This window comes from Duganella rivi (assembly GCF_009857435.1).
Taxonomy (GTDB): Bacteria; Pseudomonadota; Gammaproteobacteria; order Burkholderiales; family Burkholderiaceae_D; genus Rugamonas; species Rugamonas rivi.
In genome coordinates, this window is sequence record NZ_WWCK01000007.1 from 334,992 (window position 1) to 351,821 (window position 16,830).

Below are 16,830 nucleotides of genomic sequence, written 5' to 3' on the forward strand. Positions count from 1 at the left end.
TGCGGCAGCGATTATCGCATATTTTTCCACAGGGAAATTATGTTGGCTTTGATCTATGCCAGATTTTTTGCTCTATCATGGCCGGATGATAAAACGTTTAATCTCGGCGGCCTTGCTGGTCGCGTCACTGAATGCTGAGGCCGTGCCAGTGCTGTCCGTCGTGGGCGAGGGTTGGGCGAATAATTCGGTCAACGCGGTGGTGTTCCGCAAAAATTCGCTGGTCACGCATGGCGATGCGCAGTACGTGGCTTACTACGACGCGGATCGTTACCTGGTACTGGGCAAGCGCGCGCTGGGCAGCACGCGGTGGATCACGCGGCGCACGGCGTGGCAGGGCAATGCGGCCGATGCACATAACGCCATCAGCATCATGGTCGATGGCGCGGGCTACTTGCACGTGTCGTGGGATCATCACAATAATCCGCTGCGTTACGCGCGCAGTGCGGCGCCGGGATCGCTGGAGCTGGGGCCTAAGCAGGCCATGACCGGCATCGATGAAGGCGAGGTGTCGTATCCCGAATTTCACCGGCTGCCGGATGGGAACCTGCTGTTTTTCTATCGGCTCGGCGGATCGGGGCGCGGTGATCTGATCATCAACCGCTACGACGTGAGCACGCAGAGCTGGAAGCGGCTGCACACCAATCTGATTTCCGGCGAAGGCAAACGCAATGCTTATTGGCAGGCCTTCCTCGATCATCGGGGCACGCTGCATGTGTCGTGGGTATGGCGCGAGTCGCCGGACGTGGCGAGTAATCACGATATGGCATATGCGCGCTCGCGCGATGGCGGCGTGACGTGGGAGCGGTCGGACGGCACGCCGTACACGCTGCCGATCAACGCGGCCAGCGCCGAGTATGCGCTGCGCATTCCGCAGAATTCCGAGTTGATTAATCAGACCTCGATGGCGGCCGATGGTGAAGGCCGTCCTTACATCGCCAGCTATTGGCGCGATGCCGGCTCCTCGGTGCCGCAGTATCACGTGGTGTATCACACGGGATCGGCGTGGCAGGTGCGCGCGCTGGATTTTCGCAAGACGCCATTCACGCTGGGCGGGCAGGGCACCAAGCGGATTCCGATTGCGCGTCCGCAGATCATGGTCGGCAAGGCCGGTACGCTGCTGGTGTTCCGCGACGAGGAGCGCGGCAGCAAGGTCTCGGTGGCCATGCTGCATGGCGACTCGTGGAAGGTGCAGGATTTGACCACATCATCGGTCGGCGCGTGGGAGCCTAGCTACGATACCGAGTTGTGGCGGCGCAGCGGCACGCTGAGTTTATTTGTCCAAAATGTTCAACAAGTTGATGGTGAAGGACATGCTTTTGTGCCGCCTTCCGCCGTTACAGTTCTGGACTGGACGCCATAGCACTTCCTCACTAACATAGCTTCCTTTCAACCTTGAGAGATGCCATGAAATCCAAGCTTGCCGTATTGATGTTGGCCGCCGCCACCAGCGTCGCCTTCGCACAAGATGCCGACAAGGCGCCAGCCCTCAGCAAAGAACGCGCCGCAGAACTGCAGGCCAGCGAGCGTTTGCTGAAAGCAGATTCGCAGGTGAGCAAGACCGGGCAAGTGACCATCAAGGGCAAGGTTGTGCCGTACAAAGTCACCGCAGGCACGCAGCCGGTGTGGGATAAGGATGGCAAGGTGTCGGCGTCGCTGTTCTACACCTACTACCAGCGCAGCGATGTGAGCGACAAGAGCAAGCGTCCGCTGGTGATTTCGTTTAACGGCGGCCCTGGTTCGGCGTCGGTGTGGATGCACGTTGCGTACACCGGCCCTAAAGTATTGAATCTGGATGCGGAAGGTTATCCGGTGCAGCCTTACGGCGTGAAGGACAATCCGCACTCCATCCTCGACGTGGCCGATATTATTTATATCGATCCGGTCAACACCGGCTTCTCGCGCGTGCTGGATGGGAAGGCTGACCGCGCGCGCTTCTTCGGCGTGAATGCGGACATCCAGTATCTGGCGGAGTGGGTGAGCACCTTCGTGTCGCGCGAAGGCCGCTGGACTTCGCCGAAGTATCTGATCGGCGAAAGCTACGGCACCTCGCGCGTGGCGGGCCTGGCGCTGGAATTGCAAAATGCGCAGTGGATGTATTTGAACGGCGTGGTGCTGGTGTCGCCGACGGAGCTGGGCCTGAAGCGTGACGGCGTGGTGGATGATGCGCTGAAGCTGCCGTACTACGCGGCCACCGCGTGGTATCAGAAAGTGCTACCAGCCGATCTGCAGGCGAAAGACTTGAAAGACGTGCTGCCGGAAGTGGAAGCCTTCACCACCGATGAACTGCTGCCGGCGCTGGCCAAGGGCGGCTTCCTCGACGTGACCAAGCGAGCGGAGATCGCAGCCAAGGTGGCGCGCTATTCCGGCTTGTCGGCAGAGTACGTGGTGCAGAATAATCTGGCGGTGCAGCCGGAGCAGTTCTGGAAAGAGCTGTTGCGCAAGCGCGGCAAGACCGTGGGCCGCCTGGACTCGCGCTACCTGGGCATCGACAAGACTGATTCCGGCGACAAGGTGGACTACAACGCCGAGCTGACCTCGTGGCTGCACTCGTTCACGCCGGCCATCAACCAGTACCTGCGCAATGACCTCGGCTACAAGACCGACATCAAGTACAACCTGTTCGGCGACGTGCATCCGTGGGACTTCAAGAACGAGAAGACCGGTGAGAACCTGCGCCTGGCGATGGCCGCCAATCCGTATCTGAAAGTGCTGATTCAGTCCGGCTACTACGACGGCGCCTGCACCTACTTCGACGCCAAGTACACCATGTGGCAACTGGACCCAAGCGGCAAGATGAAAGACCGCCTGTCGTTCGAAGGCTACCGCAGCGGCCACATGATGTATCTGCGTTCGGAAGACCTGGCCACGGCCAACGACGACCTGCGCAACTTCATCAAATCCGCAACGCCAGCGCCTAACGCGCCGGCGAAATACTAAAGAGCTAAGCCCGGTTTTTACACCGGGCTTTTTTTATTGCTGCGGTTGCTGATTGCGCTTGGCGATCTCGTTACCGACGTAACCGCCGCCGACCGCACCGGCAATGGTCGCCAGCTTGCGGCCGTTGCCGCTACCCACTTGATTCCCCAGCAAGCCACCGACCACTGCGCCGATACCGATGCCGACCGCGCTGTTTTGTGGCGCCGGTGCAGGGGCTGGCGCTGGCGCTTGCGCTTGCGCTACTTGAGGCTGGGGCTGTGGCGCATTCACGTGATGCACCACGGTTTTGTGTTCAACCACGCGGCGCGGTTCAGGTGTCGGCACTGGCGCTGGCGCAGCAACGGGAGCCGCAGTGGAGACCACCGGCATAGGTTCTGTGGCAGGTGCAGTAGTCGCCTTCGAGTCCGGCAGCAGACCGGCAATCGAGGCGGCGCCAACGAGGCTCACCAAAGTCACCGAAGCGGCGGCAACAGCCATCATAGGATGAATGCGGGTGCGTGCGATCTGTTCCATTTGTTCTCTCCTGAATATCGCCATCAGCGGCGCTTGCTCATACAACGAGCCAGAGAGAACAGCCGGTGACGCAAAAAGTGTATCCCGCGTAAGCAATTGTTACGCAATCACAATTCCCATAATCAGTAACGCGGCCTGGGCGACTCCAAAGACGATGATCCATCGCCTGACCTCGGTGGTGAGGTCTTCGACTGCGGCCGCAATGCGCATTTCAAATTGGTCAATCACCATTCACCCTCCTTGCAGTAAGACTTAGCGGGATGGAAAAAGTTCTATTCGGCTTATCTGATACTAATGGTTGAAACTGTAGGCGATGATTGCTGGCTAGCGGAGATGTAATCGGGAGGCCATACTGCGTTCATCAACCCTTACTTGAGGAGCACAAAATGAACAAGGCAATCAAAGGTTTCCGTCAATTGGTACTGGCTGCAACGCTGGCTGGCGCATCGTTGGCACAGGCGGCTGCACCTACTGGCTACACCGACAAAGTCGCACAGGTGAACGGCACCCAGATCCACTACCAAGTCGGCGGCAAAGGCACGCCAGTGGTTCTGCTGCACGGCTACACCCAAACCGGCCACATGTGGACTCCGATCATGGCGGAACTGGCCAAGACCCACACCGTGATCGTGCCTGACCTGCGCGGCGCCGGCGCCTCGGCCAAAGCCCCAGAGGGTTACGAAAAAGCCGATATGGCCAAAGACATCCACGAACTGGTGAAAACCGTCAGCACCGAACCAGCCACCGTGGTCGGTCATGACATCGGCATGATGGTCGCTTACGCCTACGCCGCCCAATATCCGCAAGACACCCAAAAGCTGGCGCTGATGGACGCCTTCCTGCCCGGCATCGGCAACTGGAAAGATATGTTCCTGCTGCGCGACCTGTGGCACTTCCACTTCTACGGCGAAACGCCGGAGCAATTGGTGAAAGGCCGCGAGCGCACCTACTTCGAACATTTCTGGAATGATTTTGCCGCCGACCGCAACCACTCGATCCCGGAAGCAGACCGCAAGCTGTACGCCAAAGCCTATGCCCAACCGGGCGCGATCCACTCCGGCTTCGAATACTTCAAAGCCTTCCCGCGTGACGCAGAACGTTTTGCCGAACTGGGCAAAACCAAGCTGACCATGCCGGTACTGGTGATCGCCGGTGAAAAATCGGGCGGCGAGTTCCTGGTCAACCAAGTCAAACTGGTGGCTGACAATGTGGAAAGCAACGTCGTCCAAGGTTCCGGCCACTGGCTGATGGAAGAAGCGCCACAACAAACCATCCCAGCGCTGATTGGCTTCATCAAGTAAGCCCTAGGCGACAAAAAGCCCGCGAAGATGTGTAGCTTCGCGGGCTTTTCTGCTTACATTGTTGACGATCAAAGATTACTAAGTAGCCCTCTGAATAATGACCGGTATCGCCCATTTGCGGCGGCCGGATTTCCAATCTTGAGGGGGTGCTCATGCAAGTTCATCTACGTCAGCTTTTGGGCAGGTTTCATACCGGCTATGCGCTCGACAAACATACCCTCCAAAGTATTCCAATTGGAGCAAACGAGCAGGGCCACATGCAGTTCGACACCAAACGGACTGACGTCGGGGAGGCGCTATTTCAGCTGAAGTATCGTGGCGACCAAGCGCAGGCCAAGACACTGGCCCAAGCCGTGGCTGACAACATCGTGCCTCAACTGCCTTACTTCAGCTTGATCGTGCCGATGGCTGCGAGCCAAATGCGTTGGGCGCAGCCGGTGAAGCTGGTTGCGAACGAGCTCGGCGCGATGCTCAACAAACCAGTGTTCGAGTTGCTGAGTAGGGGGCCTGGCGGCGCTAAATTAAAGGATCTGGTCTCGCGGGAAGAGAAGGAGCGGGTGCTAGCCGGGACTATCACTCTGAATCCTGTCATTGCTAATGATGGTCGATGGGATGCTCTGCTGATTGATGACCTGTTCCAGAGCGGCGCCTCGGTAGACGCTGCGGCTGATGTACTGCGAACCTATGAGAAAATAGGTGAAATATTTGTGGCGACGCTGACGTGGAGGTAGCAAATGACGACGGTTTTTATTGCTGGCTCTATCACTATCAAACAGCTGGATTTCAAGGTGCAGGAACGCATCATGAACATCCTGCATCAAGGCTTTGATGTAATCGTTGGCGATGCTGACGGCGTTGATGCATCCATCCAGCGGTTCTTGGTGAATGAGCAGTACCAGCAGGTCACGGTATTCTGCTCCGGCGACAAGCCTCGCAACAACGTCGGCGGCTGGGCCATACATCCGGTCACGACTTATCACAAGCCCGGCTCCCGCGCCTACTTTACGGCCAAAGATATTGCCATGGCTGAAGCTGCCGATACCGGTCTCATGATCTGGGACGCCAAAAGTACGGGCACACTCAGCAACGTTATAGAGTTACTTAGCCGCAAGAAGGCGGCTTGGGTATTCGTCAATCAGGACAAGGAATTCCAAGCCGTTAAAAATGTACAAGGATTGGAATTGCTTTTGGAGCGCATGAACCCATCCGATCGATTGATGGCAGACAGCAAGATTGGCCTGACCGAGAAGCTGAATACGCTCCGCTCGCGGGAGGCGCAGGCCATGCTCTTAGCCGCGAGCTCACAGCCCCAAGAAGAAGCACCCGCTTGCTGATAAAGTGCAGGCAATAAAAAACCCGCCGTCATAGCTGATGGGCGGGTTCTAGACTGTTGCTGATGCGATTGAATACAAGCTGTTGGTGCCCCGGGCCGGAATCGAACCGGCACGCCTTGCGGCGGCGGATTTTGAGTCCGCTGCGTCTACCAATTCCACCACCGAGGCAGGTGTATTGCAATGCGACCCGCATTATCTCCGATTTGCCCATAGCCTGCAACCCTCTGTTCAATTTTTACAATTTCACAAGGTTTCCGACGCGCCGAAGCAGGTATCATCACGCTTACCGCCAGACTTTGCCGGTTCCCGCCGGCCCTGAGACGCATGAAAAATAATAAGATCCGCGAGATTATCCTTGGAAAACCGCTCGACCCGATGAAGAGCGAGACGCGCCATTCGATGGCGCTGGTGGCCTTTTTGGCATGGGTCGGCCTAGGCGCCGACGGCCTGTCCTCCTCTGCCTACGGCCCCGAAGAAACCTTCCGCGCCCTCGGTGGCCACACCCATCTCGGCTTGTATATGGCGATTGCCACCGCCGTCACGGTGTTCATCATCGCACTGGCCTACAACCAGGTGATCGAGCTGTTCCCGACCGGTGGCGGCGGCTACCGCGTGGCGAGCAAGCTGGTGGGGCCGTACATGGGCTTGATCTCGGGCTGTGCGCTGATTCTCGACTACGTGCTGACGATTGCGATTTCCATCGCCTCCGGCGTCGATGCCCTGGCGTCGTTCCTGCCGCTCGGCTTCCAGCCCTACAAGCTATGGGCCGAGATGTTTTTCATCGGCTTGCTGATTGTGATGAATCTGCGCGGGTTGAAAGAGGCGATTCAGATTCTGCTGCCGATTTTCCTCGGCTTCGTGGTCACGCACTTGGTGCTGATTGTGTACGGCATCTTCGCCCACGCCTCGCACTTGCCGGAGCTGATTCCGAGCACTGTGGCTGAGACCACGGACCTTGCCAGCCATATCGGCTGGGCCGGCGTGGCTGGCATGCTGTTGCTGGCCTATTCGCAGGGCGGCGGCACCTACACTGGCCTGGAGGCGGTATCCAATAATGTCAATCTGCTGGCCGAGCCACGCGTGCGTACCGGCAAGGTGACGATGCTGTACATGGCCTTGTCGCTGGCGTTCACGGCCGGCGGCATCATCTTGCTGTACCTGCTCTGGGATGCGCAGCCGGTGCCAGGCGAGACCTTGAATGCTTCTACCTTTAAAACCATCATCGCCAGCATGGGTCTTGGCGGCGAGGTGGTGAACCAGGTGCTGCTGGTGATCGTGCTGGCGTTTGAGGCCGGCCTGCTGTTTGTGGCAGCGAATACCGGTTTCCTCGGTGGCCCGTCCGTGCTGGCGAATATGGCCGGCGATTCGTGGGTGCCGCACAAGTTCCGCTACCTGTCGACGCGGCTGGTAACGCAGAACGGTATCCTGGTGATGGGCATCGCCGCGCTGGCGATCTTGTGGTGGACGGGCGGTAGCGTGACCTTGCTGGTGGTGCTGTATTCGATTTCGGTGTTTCTGACGTTTGCGATTTCTTTGTTCGGGCTGGTGTTGTACTGGTCGCGCAATCGCAAGAAGGGGACGCAGTGGAAACGGCGCTGGCTGCTGTCGGCGCTGGGCTTTGTGATTTGCGCAGGTATTTTGATCGTGCTGCTGATCGAGAAATTTGCCGAGGGCGGCTGGGCGACCGCCGCCATCATTGCCGCGATGGCGGCGTTTTGCTACTACATCCGCAAGCATTACCGCGAGACCAAGCAGGCGATTCATTCGGTGGATGAGGTGTTTGCATCGCAGCCGTTCGGCTCGAACGCGGAGCCGATTGAGCCGCATCAGGAAGACCAGACGGCGGTGTTCATTGTCGGCACCTCGCGCGGCGGCGGTTTGCATGCGCTGCTGTGGGTGCAGCGCATGTTCCCCGGGCACTTCAAGAATTTCCTGTTCGTGAATGCGCGCACGGTAGACTCGCACGCTTACGGCGGCGAGGGCGCGCTGGAGCAGATGCGTGAAGAGGCGGCGGAGACGCTGGAGTTTTTCGTCGATTTCTGTCACAGCCACGGCATGGCAGCTTCGTCGTATCTCGGCTTTGGCACGGATGCGGTGGAGGAGGTGACGCGCTTGTGTGAAGAAATCAACCGCGAGTTCCCGCATTCGATTTTCTTCACGAGCAAGCTGATCTTCGCCTCCGACAACTGGTTCACGCGCCTGCTGCACAATCAGGCGGCGCTAGCCGCGCAGCGCCGCCTGCACTTGGAAGGTTTGCAGATGGTGATCCTGCCGATGAAAGTGTAAGTTTGTCTTCTAACAGCGCGAAGATGGCGTCCTTGGAGAGGACATATTGTTCCATGAGGACGTCCTTCAGTTCGGTCATCGGTTCGCGGTAGTCGGCGATGGCGGTCAGGGTGTAGCTGTAGAGCTCGTCGGCTTTGGCTTGAACTTGGTCGAGGCCGCCTTCTTTGTTTTTGAATTGGCTGAGGTCGATCTTCGAGCGCGAGTACATCGACAGTTTGTTGACCATCAGATCCAGCATCGAGGTGGCTTTCTCGATGTCGTTCTGGCTGCCGACCGAGATGCCGCGCGCGCCGTAGAACAACTCTTCCGCCGCCACGCCGCCGTACAGCTGGATCACGTCGCGCTCCAGTTCTTCCAGTGTCTTCAGGGCCACGTCATCCGAGGCCGACAGCACATAGCCCAAGGCGCCCAGCTTGGAGACCGATTCAGTCGAAATCTTCAGCAGCGGCGAGCGTTCTTTCACTTCAGCCAGCGACAGGCCTTCGCGCAGCCATGGATCGATTTGCATGAAGAAGTGGCCCAGCTCGTGCAAGGCGACACGCTCGCGCTGGCGCGTTTTCTCGGCCGTGGTAGCGCGGTCAGTCAGGCCGATGGTGGCGCGCTCAAAGGCACGGAACATCAGTTCGGTGTTGATGATTTTGTTCTCCTGGATCGACAGCATGCTGGCCCGTTCCACCACGGTTTGCAGCACCGCCGGACTCAGGTTGGCAGTAATCTCGGCCACATGATCCAGCTGCAAATCTTCCCAGTCGACACAGCCCTCGGCCTTGCGCGCGAGGAAGGAGTGCAGCAGCTCGCGCCGCTCGGCCTTGTTCGGCAAGCGGAAGTTGATCTTCACCGAGAAGCGCCGCAGCATTGCTTCATCCATGCGCGACGAGGCGTCGTCAAAGTTGGAGGCCACCACCCAGATCACGCCGTCCGCCTTGTCGCTGCGCACGCCGTCGAGCAAGCCCAGCAGCGTATTCGCGGTATCGTCTTCCCATTTCTTTTCACCGCGGCCGCGCGGCATGAACAAGCCCTGCGCTTCGTCGAGGAAGATGATGCACTTGCCGCGCGCGCAGGCCTTGCGGTGCAGCGCATGCAGCGCTTTCGAGCCGCCGCCGACATAGCCCGATTCCAGCGCTGAAGCAGACGCCTGAATCAACGGAATATCCAGCCGCTTGGCCAGGTAGCCGGCCAGCTTGGTCTTGCCGGTGCCCGCCGGCCCGGTCAGCATGACGTTGAACGGCTTGTCGATATCGTGCTCTTTATACAGGGCGCGGTTGCGGATCATGTCTTCCAGGTGCAGCACTTCCTGCTTGATGTCTTCCATGCCGATCAAATCGTCCATGCTGCCGCCCAGCTGATCCGGCGTCATGACATTGGCGTTCGTGCCCATGCCGGGCAGGGCATGGCGCAGCAGGAACAGCGCCACTACCAGCAACAGAATATCCACGACGTGACGGCCAAGGAAAGCGCCCACGCGCCCCAGCTTGCTGTCATCTTCATCGCGCATCACTGCCTTGTGCGAAGCGAGGTAATCTTCGCGCGCAATGGCGTAAGGGATGTTGTTGCGCAGCAGGACTTCGCGCTCCAGGCTCAGGTGGGTCGTGCCCGGCACTTTGACCACCACCAGCTTGGCGTCGTTCTTCATCTTGATGATGTAGCGCGGCGCGTCCGATTGCGGCGCCGCCACCAGCAGGTATTCGAGCTGGGCACGTTGCGCCGGCAGCGCCGTGATCTGGGCGATGTCTTGCGTGTGCAGCACCGGGCTGCCGTCCTGCGGCACTTCGGCGCGCAGGCCCAGCACGATGACCAGTGTGACCGTCACCGCCAGCAGGGCGGCACGGATGTAGTTGTTACGCAGGGCAGATTGAAGTTTGTGCAAGGTAAACATGTTGCCATCCAAGGCATGGGCATGCTGCCGGGGCCGGGCGCGAGGATAGGGCGCAGCAGCCGGGGCCGCCGTAACCGGCTGCGCAGAGCGGGGCGCGGCCGGAAGGGGTTGAATGCTGCCGTACGGCAATGCATTCAATGCGCAACTATAGCCCCGTTGACGGGTTTTGTATCAGATGGCCCCCACAAAAAGCCGCAACGCGCAACACCTGCGCTTGCGCCACCGTCTATGCCGGTTTTTTTGCAGTTGGTGCGCGTGCTTTTACCGCTCGTCGCATCCGCCAGATCTTTGACAAGGGCTTTGTTAATCTGCTCACGTCTACCGCTGAATTACAGATTGCAGCGGTGGCTCCCGGAAGTAAATCAACGTACAACTTAATGGAGCACACCAATGAAAACGATCCTTGCCGGCATCGCGGCCTCGCTCGCCCTGACCTCGCTGTCCATCGCCCACGCTGACGATATGAGCGTGCAAATCAAATCCAAATCGCCGCAGCGTTATCACATGGTCGAACAGGATTTCTTCAATTTCAATAATGTCTACCTGCTGGAAAACGGCCAGCGCATTGCCTTCACCGCCCGCATGAGCATGTTCTACACCCAGCTCGCTGATGGCGCCAGGGTGCGGATCTACCCGATCTCGTCACGTGCTTTTGTCACCGAAAACGGTGCCCGCATCGAGTTCCGCGAACAAGGCGAAACCGTGGGCATCGCCAATTTTGAAAAATTGTCGCCGGCCAGCCAGTTGGCCGCCAACACCACCATGACCGCGCGCCGCTAAGCAACGCGCCCTTTACATCTAGGAGAGTTACCATGAAAACCACCCTGCTGAGCGTGGCCGTTGCCGCCGCATTGTCGATCACTACGCTGGCCCATGCCGCCGGCCCGGACAACGAGAGCGTGAAGATCAGCGCGCCGGTCGCGACCGACTTCAAATTCAAGCCGCAAGAGTTTTCGGACTACCTGTATTCCTACCAGTTGAGCAACGGCGAGCGCCTGCGCTTCACGCAGAAAGTGGCGCACTACTACGCCCAGCTCGACGGCCAGAAAAAAGTGGAAATCTTCCCGGTGGCACCAGGCGAGTTCGTCACCCACGCCGGCACCCGCATCAGCTTTGCCGATGCCGGCTTCGAGCTGACCATCGACAACTACGAGCGTTTGCCGATGTCGGCGCAGCGCGCCGCGCAACTGCCGGCCGGCACCACGGTGGTGGCGACGCGCTAAGCGCGCTCACTTCCCGGCTTGATCGTATTTGCGCTCGAGCCGGGTGAAGCTGCCGTCGCGCCGCATGTCGGCCAGGGCGGCGTTGAGCTTGTCGATCAGCTCATCGGGGACGGAGGGATTGCAGGCAAGGTAGACCTTCACGCGATGGAACACCAGCAGCGGCACCACCTGGTCCGACCAGTCGGGATGGCCGGGTACGGCGGCGCCGTTGCGGATCGCCACCGCCCACAGGTCGATGCGGTTGAGCAGTAGCTTTTGCGGATTGACCAGGTCGTTGCTGACGGCGTCGACATTGAAGCCGCGGCTGCGCAGGTACTCGTCGCGGGCGTCGCCGATGTAGGTGCCGATGCGCAGCTTGCGCGCATCGTCGATGCTGTTGAGCGGGAAGGCGTGATCGGCGCGGCCCCAGAACTGCCACTCGGCCTCGTCGGTCGGCCCCACCCATTTGAACAGCGATTCGCGCTCCGGCGTGCGCGAGGTCGAATACACGCAGGTCTGCCCCTGCGTTTGCGCCATCATGAAGGCGCGCTTCCACGGCAGCATCTCGATTTTGTAATCGGTGCCGGTGCGGCTCATCAGTTCGCGGATTTTATCGGTGGCGCGGCCGGTGATCACGCCGTCGGCGCCGCGCATGCTCGATGGCGGCGAGTGCTCGGTGGTGATGTTGAGGGACGCGGCTACGGCCGCATCCGTGCAAGTCGCCAGCAGGAATAATGTCGTGATGATAAGTCGCATGGGCTGGCCGCTTTCTGCTGAAAAGCATAGCAGCAATGCCAGCCGTGCGGCAACACTTAGTCCGCGCGGCGGAACAGGCGGAAACGTTCCTCGCGGTCGGCCGGACGGCGGCCTTCCCACAGCAGGATCCAATGCTTGCCGCGGTGCTGCGGCGCGATCTCGCGGTCGTCGCGCAGCTTGATGCTATCTTGCAACAGCAGCAGGTCGCAGCGGCCGCCCTCGACGCCGGCAAACGGCAGCTGGGCATAGTAGGCAAACGAGGCGCGCTGGGCGGGGCCGACGTTGGTTTCGATGCAGCCGGCGTTGGCCGGCAGCTTGTCGGCGATCTGGCGCGCCACGCTGGCGTAGCTCTTGCTGTAATTGACGTCCGGCAGGAACAGGGTCATCAGCAGGATCCAGATCAGGATCAGGCCGCCCGAGGACAGCACCACGGCGCGCCACAGCACCGCCGGCTGGCGCGAGATGCGCCAGTACACCAGCACAAACCAGCCCAGGGTGGCGGCCAGCGCCACGAAGAAGGCGACCCAGCTCAGTTCCGGGTGGAAGCCTGGCACCAGCTTGAGCGCGTTCCTGGCCGCTTGCGCCGGCCAGCCGGTCAGCTTGGCGAACCAGAATACCCAGATCACGGCCGCGCACAGGGTCAGCGCCATCACCGAGAACCAGTCGATGGCGTTGATCGCGCCGCGCTTGACGGTCAGCAGGCCAAACGCGGCCATGACGGCCAGCGGCGGCAGCAGCACCAGCAGGTTGCCCTGTTCCGGCTGCGGGTGGCACAGGGTCAGCAGCACGCCCATCGCCACGAAGGACAGCGGCACCACAATGTGCAGCACGCCGCGCTGGCGGCGCCAGGCCCACACGGCCCACGCCGCGAACGGCCACGCCGGCCAGAAGAACCAGACGCCGACGCGGAAGAAGAATTTGATGGTCGGCCAGCTCGGCACGTCCAGTTGCAGCCAGTTCCAGCCCAGCCACGCGTTCAGCGGCTGCTGGTGGTAAGGCGTCAGCAGCTGGGCCGGGATCAGCCACAGGGCGGTAATGGCGCCGCCGACGGCAATCATGGCGCCGAGGTCGCGCACCGCGCGGATGGCCGGCTGGGCCAGGAAGCGGGTGCAGGCAAACAGGGCCAGCATCAGGCACACCGGCGTGATCCAGCCGCGCGTCAGGGTCAGCAGGCCGATGGCCAGGCCGCTCAGGGCGGCGTTGCGCAGCGACGGCTTTTCCACGTAGCGCACGGTGCGGTACAGCAGGAAGGCGGTCATTGACACCTGCATCGCTTCCGGCGTGGTCTCGTGGCTGTGCAGCAGCAGGCCGAGGCAGCCGAGGTAGATCAGGACGGCGGCGTCGGCCAGCGTGCGGCCGAAGTCGTCCGGCTCGGGCTGGCCGCCGAAGGCCAGGCGCAGCGGCTGTGCATCCTGGCGGCGGCCCAGCTGGTAGGTGGCGTACCACAGCGACAGCACGCCGGCCAGGAACACAACCACGGTGCCGACGCGCGCCGCCAGCACATCGCCCAGCAGCCAGCCGAACAGCTTGATGCCGGCCGCGCCGAGCCAGAACGCCAGCGGGCCTTCGTCGGGCCACGACAGGCCGGCAATATTCGGCCACAGCCAGTCTTGCCAGCTGCCGTGCGCCATCGTCCACATGATGCCGAAGCTGGCGGCGTCGTCGTTCTTCCAGGGATCGCGGCCGATCAGGCCGGGCAGGATGTACAGCAGGCCGAGGGCGAACAGCGCCCAGCGCGGCAGGGCCAGGGTGGCGGCGGCAGGAAGACGGACTGGCTTCATCGTGGTGTGTTGTTATGAGTAGAACCGGAGTATGCAGGAAAACTGCACGGCAAACAAAAAAAGCAGCCAGAGGCTGCTTTTTTTATCGAAGCGGCTGAAATTAGCCTGCAGCGACGGCGGTTTTCGAACCAACCGAACCGAACTTCTGGCGGAATTTCTCAACGCGGCCAGCGGTGTCGACGATTTTGTGTTTGCCGGTGTAGAACGGGTGCGATTCAGCCGAAACCTCGATCTTCACCAGTGGGTATTCTTTACCTTCGTGGGTGATGGTTTCGCGGGTGCCGATGGTCGAACGGGTGATGAATTTGAAGTCGCACGACAGGTCGTGGAAAACAACTTCGCGGTATTCTGGGTGACCTTCTGGTTTCATTTTGTAGCCTCGGTTAGTTTGGTAGCCAAACAGCACTTCGTCGATCTGTACTACATCCTGATCCGATTGCCGCTCACTTGCCAGTGTTTAAATTAATGCGATCGAGGATTATACCGGCGTAAACGCAAACTGGCAACCAATGGTTGCCAGTTTGTTAAGGCGCGCTGTAACTTAGCCGCCTCTGCGCATCATATCAAAGAACTCAGTATTGTTCTTCGTCGCGCGCATCTTGTCGAGGATGAACTCCATCGCCTCGATCTCGTCCATCGAGTACAGCAGCTTGCGCAGGATCCAGATCTTCTGCAGCTGGTCTGGCTTGATCAGCAGTTCCTCGCGGCGGGTGCCCGATTTGTTCAGGTTGATTGCCGGGTAGACGCGTTTCTCGGCCAGGCGGCGCTCCAGGTGCACCTCCATATTGCCGGTACCCTTGAATTCTTCGTAGATCACGTCGTCCATGCGCGAACCGGTTTCGATCAGCGCGGTCGCGACGATGGTCAGCGAGCCGCCTTCTTCGACGTTACGGGCAGCACCGAAGAAGCGCTTCGGACGCTGCAGCGCGTTGGCGTCCACACCACCGGTCAGCACCTTGCCCGAGGCAGGGATCACGGTGTTGTAGGCACGGGCCAGACGGGTGATCGAATCCAGCAGGATGACCACGTCTTTTTTCATCTCGACCAGACGCTTGGCTTTTTCCAGCACCATCTCGGCCACTTGCACGTGGCGGGTGGCCGGTTCGTCGAAGGTCGAGGCAACCACTTCGCCGCGCACCGAGCGCTGCATCTCGGTAACCTCTTCAGGACGTTCGTCGATCAGCAGCACGATCAGGGTCACGTCCGGGTGGTTCGAGGTGATCGCGTGGGCGATGTGTTGCAGCATGACCGATTTACCGGACTTCGGCGACGCCACCAGCAGGCCGCGCTGGCCTTTGCCGATCGGCGAAATCAAATCGATGATACGGCCGGTGATGTTTTCCGTGCCGTTGATGTCACGTTCCAGGCGCAGCGGCTCGTTCGGGTGCAGCGGCGTCAAGTTCTCAAACAAAATGCGGTGCTTCGAGGCTTCCGGCGATTCGCCGTTGACCTTGTCGACCTTGACCAGCGCGAAATAGCGCTCGCCATCTTTCGGGGTACGCACTTCGCCCTCGATCGAGTCGCCGGTGTGCAGGTTGAAGCGGCGGATCTGCGAAGGGGAAATGTAGATATCGTCGGTGGACGCCATGTAGCTGGCGTCCGGCGAGCGCAGGAAGCCGAAGCCGTCCGGCAGCACTTCCAGGGCGCCGTCGCCGAAGATTTGCTCGCCCGATTTGGCGCGTTTTTTCAGGATTGCGAACATCAACTCTTGCTTGCGCAGGCGCGCCGCATTGTCGATATCCAGTCCGATGGCCATTTCCAACAACGCCGAGACGTGTAAGGCCTTTAGTTCAGATAGATGCATATTGTTTGAGTATCCCGTGACGGGAAAGTAAAGGTAGGGGCGGGGACTACGTGGGTTGTCTCATTTTATACGGTGGCGCCGCGGGCGCGGCGCCACCGGTACAACTGGCGATATCTTATCTTAGATATTGCTGTCGATGAAGGAGGTCAGCTGGCCTTTTGCCATTGCGCCAACCTTTTGAGCGGCGGCTACGCCGTTCTTGAACAAGATCAGGGTCGGGATGCCGCGGATGCCGAACTTGGCCGGGATGGCCTGGTTCGAATCAACGTCCAGCTTGGCGATCTGGATCTTGCCTTCGTATTCTTTTGCTACTTCTTCCAGAATCGGGGCGATGCTCTTGCAAGGGCCGCACCATTCGGCCCAGAAGTCGACCAGTACTGGACGGTCGGATTTCAGCACGTCAGCGTCAAAAGAAGCGTCGGTAATGTGTTTGATATTTTCGCTCATAATTTCCTCAATCGAGGTCAGTGTCAGTAATAACGCCTGGGGACGGTTGCCGCAAACGCTGCCATGAAGCAGCAAATGGTGGCCGATTGCACGATTTCAATGTCTCGGAGGGGATGGCAACAAGGTCGGCAGGCGAGGGATGGCGTAAATAATAACCCATTTTTTAGAAATGTGCGGTTGTTTGTCGCAACCCTCTAAACTATTTACCAAGATTGCCGGTTGCTGCTGCGGCGCGGGCCAGCAAAGCCTCCAGCGCCTCGATGCTCATCGGCTTGGCGCAGGCGTCCAGAATCGCCAGTCCCTGCGCCTCGGCCAGCCGGGCGGCGGTCTTCAGCACGGCGTTGTCGACCCCGGACAACAGCACCACGCTGCCGCGATATTGCTGCGCCGCCGCAAGGCGCAGGAAGTCGATGCCGTCCATCACCGGCATCGACAAGTCGCAGATCACCAGCTGCGGCGGCCGCAGGCGCAATTCGATCAGGGCGCGGCGGCCATCGGTTTCGCGGACTACCGTATGCTCGCCCAGCGCGGCAACCATATCGGCCAGGAGTTCCAGCATGAAGGCATCGTCATCCAGCAGCAGTATCCGCATC

At 60.0% G+C, this 16,830-nt stretch carries 17 protein-coding genes and 1 tRNA gene; 8 read left to right on the forward strand and 10 right to left on the reverse strand.

What is annotated here, in order from left to right; all coding sequences use genetic code 11:
• Window positions 1–85 precede the first annotated feature (85 nt).
• Complete coding sequence (locus tag GTP45_RS24445) at window positions 86–1,360, forward strand: BNR repeat-containing protein (RefSeq protein WP_161016469.1); 1,275 nt, start codon at window positions 86–88, stop codon at window positions 1,358–1,360.
• A 44-nt stretch (window positions 1,361–1,404) separates the two neighbouring features.
• A complete protein-coding gene (locus tag GTP45_RS24450; protein WP_161016470.1) occupies window positions 1,405–2,937 on the forward strand; it encodes a S10 family peptidase in 1,533 nt (510 codons plus the stop codon).
• 33 nt (window positions 2,938–2,970) lie between these two features.
• On the opposite strand, the gene GTP45_RS29070 is transcribed toward GTP45_RS24450, so the two are convergent.
• Window positions 2,971–3,450, reverse strand: coding sequence for a glycine zipper 2TM domain-containing protein (locus GTP45_RS29070; protein WP_161016471.1), 480 nt, complete (start codon window positions 3,448–3,450; stop codon window positions 2,971–2,973).
• A 99-nt stretch (window positions 3,451–3,549) separates the two neighbouring features.
• On the reverse strand, window positions 3,550–3,681 hold the full coding sequence (locus tag GTP45_RS29075; RefSeq protein WP_267876219.1) for a hypothetical protein: 132 nt from the start codon (window positions 3,679–3,681) through the stop codon (window positions 3,550–3,552).
• Between the two features lie 155 nt (window positions 3,682–3,836).
• Between GTP45_RS29075 and GTP45_RS24460 the strand changes: the two genes are divergently transcribed.
• The 3 genes from GTP45_RS24460 to GTP45_RS24470 all read left to right on the forward strand — a co-directional run bounded on the left by GTP45_RS24460 (window position 3,837) and on the right by GTP45_RS24470 (window position 6,085).
• On the forward strand, window positions 3,837–4,751 hold the full coding sequence (locus GTP45_RS24460; protein ID WP_161016472.1) for an alpha/beta fold hydrolase: 915 nt from the start codon (window positions 3,837–3,839) through the stop codon (window positions 4,749–4,751).
• A 152-nt stretch (window positions 4,752–4,903) separates the two neighbouring features.
• Window positions 4,904–5,482 carry a ComF family protein gene (locus tag GTP45_RS24465; protein WP_161016473.1) on the forward strand — a complete coding sequence of 193 codons (579 nt, stop codon included), beginning with the start codon at window positions 4,904–4,906 and terminating at the stop codon, window positions 5,480–5,482.
• A gap of 3 nt (window positions 5,483–5,485) precedes the next feature.
• Window positions 5,486–6,085 carry a hypothetical protein gene (locus GTP45_RS24470; RefSeq protein ID WP_161016474.1) on the forward strand — a complete coding sequence of 200 codons (600 nt, stop codon included), beginning with the start codon at window positions 5,486–5,488 and terminating at the stop codon, window positions 6,083–6,085.
• Between the two features lie 83 nt (window positions 6,086–6,168).
• Here GTP45_RS24470 and GTP45_RS24475 read toward each other — a convergent pair.
• Window positions 6,169–6,253, reverse strand: a tRNA-Leu gene (locus tag GTP45_RS24475).
• 156 nt (window positions 6,254–6,409) lie between these two features.
• Between GTP45_RS24475 and GTP45_RS24480 the strand changes: the two genes are divergently transcribed.
• Window positions 6,410–8,371 (forward strand): APC family permease, encoded by a 1,962-nt coding sequence (locus tag GTP45_RS24480; protein ID WP_161016475.1) that lies wholly within the window; start codon window positions 6,410–6,412, stop codon window positions 8,369–8,371.
• Here GTP45_RS24480 and GTP45_RS24485 read toward each other — a convergent pair.
• Window positions 8,277–10,247: an AAA family ATPase gene (locus GTP45_RS24485; protein ID WP_161016476.1), complete on the reverse strand. Its 1,971-nt coding sequence runs from the start codon at window positions 10,245–10,247 to the stop codon at window positions 8,277–8,279. The genes GTP45_RS24480 and GTP45_RS24485 overlap by 95 nt on opposite strands.
• A gap of 390 nt (window positions 10,248–10,637) precedes the next feature.
• Here GTP45_RS24485 and GTP45_RS24490 point away from each other — a divergent pair, with 390 nt between their 5' ends.
• Both GTP45_RS24490 and GTP45_RS24495 read left to right on the forward strand, forming a co-directional pair.
• A complete protein-coding gene (locus tag GTP45_RS24490; protein WP_161016477.1) occupies window positions 10,638–11,027 on the forward strand; it encodes a gel scht in 390 nt (129 codons plus the stop codon).
• 32 nt (window positions 11,028–11,059) lie between these two features.
• Window positions 11,060–11,470, forward strand: coding sequence for a gel scht (locus GTP45_RS24495; protein ID WP_161016478.1), 411 nt, complete (start codon window positions 11,060–11,062; stop codon window positions 11,468–11,470).
• Between the two features lie 6 nt (window positions 11,471–11,476).
• Here GTP45_RS24495 and GTP45_RS24500 read toward each other — a convergent pair whose 3' ends face one another.
• The 6 genes from GTP45_RS24500 to GTP45_RS24525 form a co-directional block, all read right to left on the reverse strand.
• Complete coding sequence (locus GTP45_RS24500; protein ID WP_161016479.1) at window positions 11,477–12,205, reverse strand: substrate-binding periplasmic protein; 729 nt, start codon at window positions 12,203–12,205, stop codon at window positions 11,477–11,479.
• A 56-nt stretch (window positions 12,206–12,261) separates the two neighbouring features.
• On the reverse strand, window positions 12,262–13,986 hold the full coding sequence (locus GTP45_RS24505; protein WP_161016480.1) for an ArnT family glycosyltransferase: 1,725 nt from the start codon (window positions 13,984–13,986) through the stop codon (window positions 12,262–12,264).
• A 100-nt stretch (window positions 13,987–14,086) separates the two neighbouring features.
• Window positions 14,087–14,356, reverse strand: a complete 270-nt coding sequence (locus GTP45_RS24510; protein ID WP_161016481.1) for a type B 50S ribosomal protein L31 — start codon at window positions 14,354–14,356, stop codon at window positions 14,087–14,089.
• 171 nt (window positions 14,357–14,527) lie between these two features.
• Window positions 14,528–15,790 (reverse strand): transcription termination factor Rho, encoded by a 1,263-nt coding sequence (gene rho / locus GTP45_RS24515; protein WP_072786061.1) that lies wholly within the window; start codon window positions 15,788–15,790, stop codon window positions 14,528–14,530.
• A gap of 120 nt (window positions 15,791–15,910) precedes the next feature.
• On the reverse strand, window positions 15,911–16,237 hold the full coding sequence (trxA, locus tag GTP45_RS24520) for a thioredoxin TrxA (RefSeq protein ID WP_161016482.1): 327 nt from the start codon (window positions 16,235–16,237) through the stop codon (window positions 15,911–15,913).
• A 199-nt stretch (window positions 16,238–16,436) separates the two neighbouring features.
• On the reverse strand, window positions 16,437–16,829 hold the full coding sequence (locus GTP45_RS24525) for a response regulator (protein WP_161016483.1): 393 nt from the start codon (window positions 16,827–16,829) through the stop codon (window positions 16,437–16,439).
• Window position 16,830: the final 1 nt, after the last annotated feature.

What these genes read in the sequence shown, in the direction of transcription:
- GTP45_RS24490 (WP_161016477.1), top strand. Translation starts at nt 10,638, where the DNA reads ATGAAAACGATCCTTGCCGGCATCGCGGCCTCGCTCGCCCTGACCTCG.
- GTP45_RS24480 (WP_161016475.1), top strand. Translation starts at nt 6,410, where the DNA reads ATGAAAAATAATAAGATCCGCGAGATTATCCTTGGAAAACCGCTCGAC.
- GTP45_RS24485 (WP_161016476.1), bottom strand. Translation starts at nt 10,247, where the DNA reads ATGTTTACCTTGCACAAACTTCAATCTGCCCTGCGTAACAACTACATC.
- GTP45_RS24510 (WP_161016481.1), bottom strand. Translation starts at nt 14,356, where the DNA reads ATGAAACCAGAAGGTCACCCAGAATACCGCGAAGTTGTTTTCCACGAC.
- GTP45_RS24470 (WP_161016474.1), top strand. Translation starts at nt 5,486, where the DNA reads ATGACGACGGTTTTTATTGCTGGCTCTATCACTATCAAACAGCTGGAT.
- GTP45_RS29070 (WP_161016471.1), bottom strand. Translation starts at nt 3,450, where the DNA reads ATGGAACAGATCGCACGCACCCGCATTCATCCTATGATGGCTGTTGCC.
- GTP45_RS24465 (WP_161016473.1), top strand. Translation starts at nt 4,904, where the DNA reads ATGCAAGTTCATCTACGTCAGCTTTTGGGCAGGTTTCATACCGGCTAT.
- GTP45_RS24525 (WP_161016483.1), bottom strand. Translation starts at nt 16,829, where the DNA reads ATGCGGATACTGCTGCTGGATGACGATGCCTTCATGCTGGAACTCCTG.
- GTP45_RS24460 (WP_161016472.1), top strand. Translation starts at nt 3,837, where the DNA reads ATGAACAAGGCAATCAAAGGTTTCCGTCAATTGGTACTGGCTGCAACG.
- trxA (WP_161016482.1), bottom strand. Translation starts at nt 16,237, where the DNA reads ATGAGCGAAAATATCAAACACATTACCGACGCTTCTTTTGACGCTGAC.
- GTP45_RS24495 (WP_161016478.1), top strand. Translation starts at nt 11,060, where the DNA reads ATGAAAACCACCCTGCTGAGCGTGGCCGTTGCCGCCGCATTGTCGATC.
- rho (WP_072786061.1), bottom strand. Translation starts at nt 15,790, where the DNA reads ATGCATCTATCTGAACTAAAGGCCTTACACGTCTCGGCGTTGTTGGAA.
- GTP45_RS24505 (WP_161016480.1), bottom strand. Translation starts at nt 13,986, where the DNA reads ATGAAGCCAGTCCGTCTTCCTGCCGCCGCCACCCTGGCCCTGCCGCGC.
- GTP45_RS24450 (WP_161016470.1), top strand. Translation starts at nt 1,405, where the DNA reads ATGAAATCCAAGCTTGCCGTATTGATGTTGGCCGCCGCCACCAGCGTC.
- GTP45_RS29075 (WP_267876219.1), bottom strand. Translation starts at nt 3,681, where the DNA reads ATGGTGATTGACCAATTTGAAATGCGCATTGCGGCCGCAGTCGAAGAC.
- GTP45_RS24445 (WP_161016469.1), top strand. Translation starts at nt 86, where the DNA reads ATGATAAAACGTTTAATCTCGGCGGCCTTGCTGGTCGCGTCACTGAAT.
- GTP45_RS24500 (WP_161016479.1), bottom strand. Translation starts at nt 12,205, where the DNA reads ATGCGACTTATCATCACGACATTATTCCTGCTGGCGACTTGCACGGAT.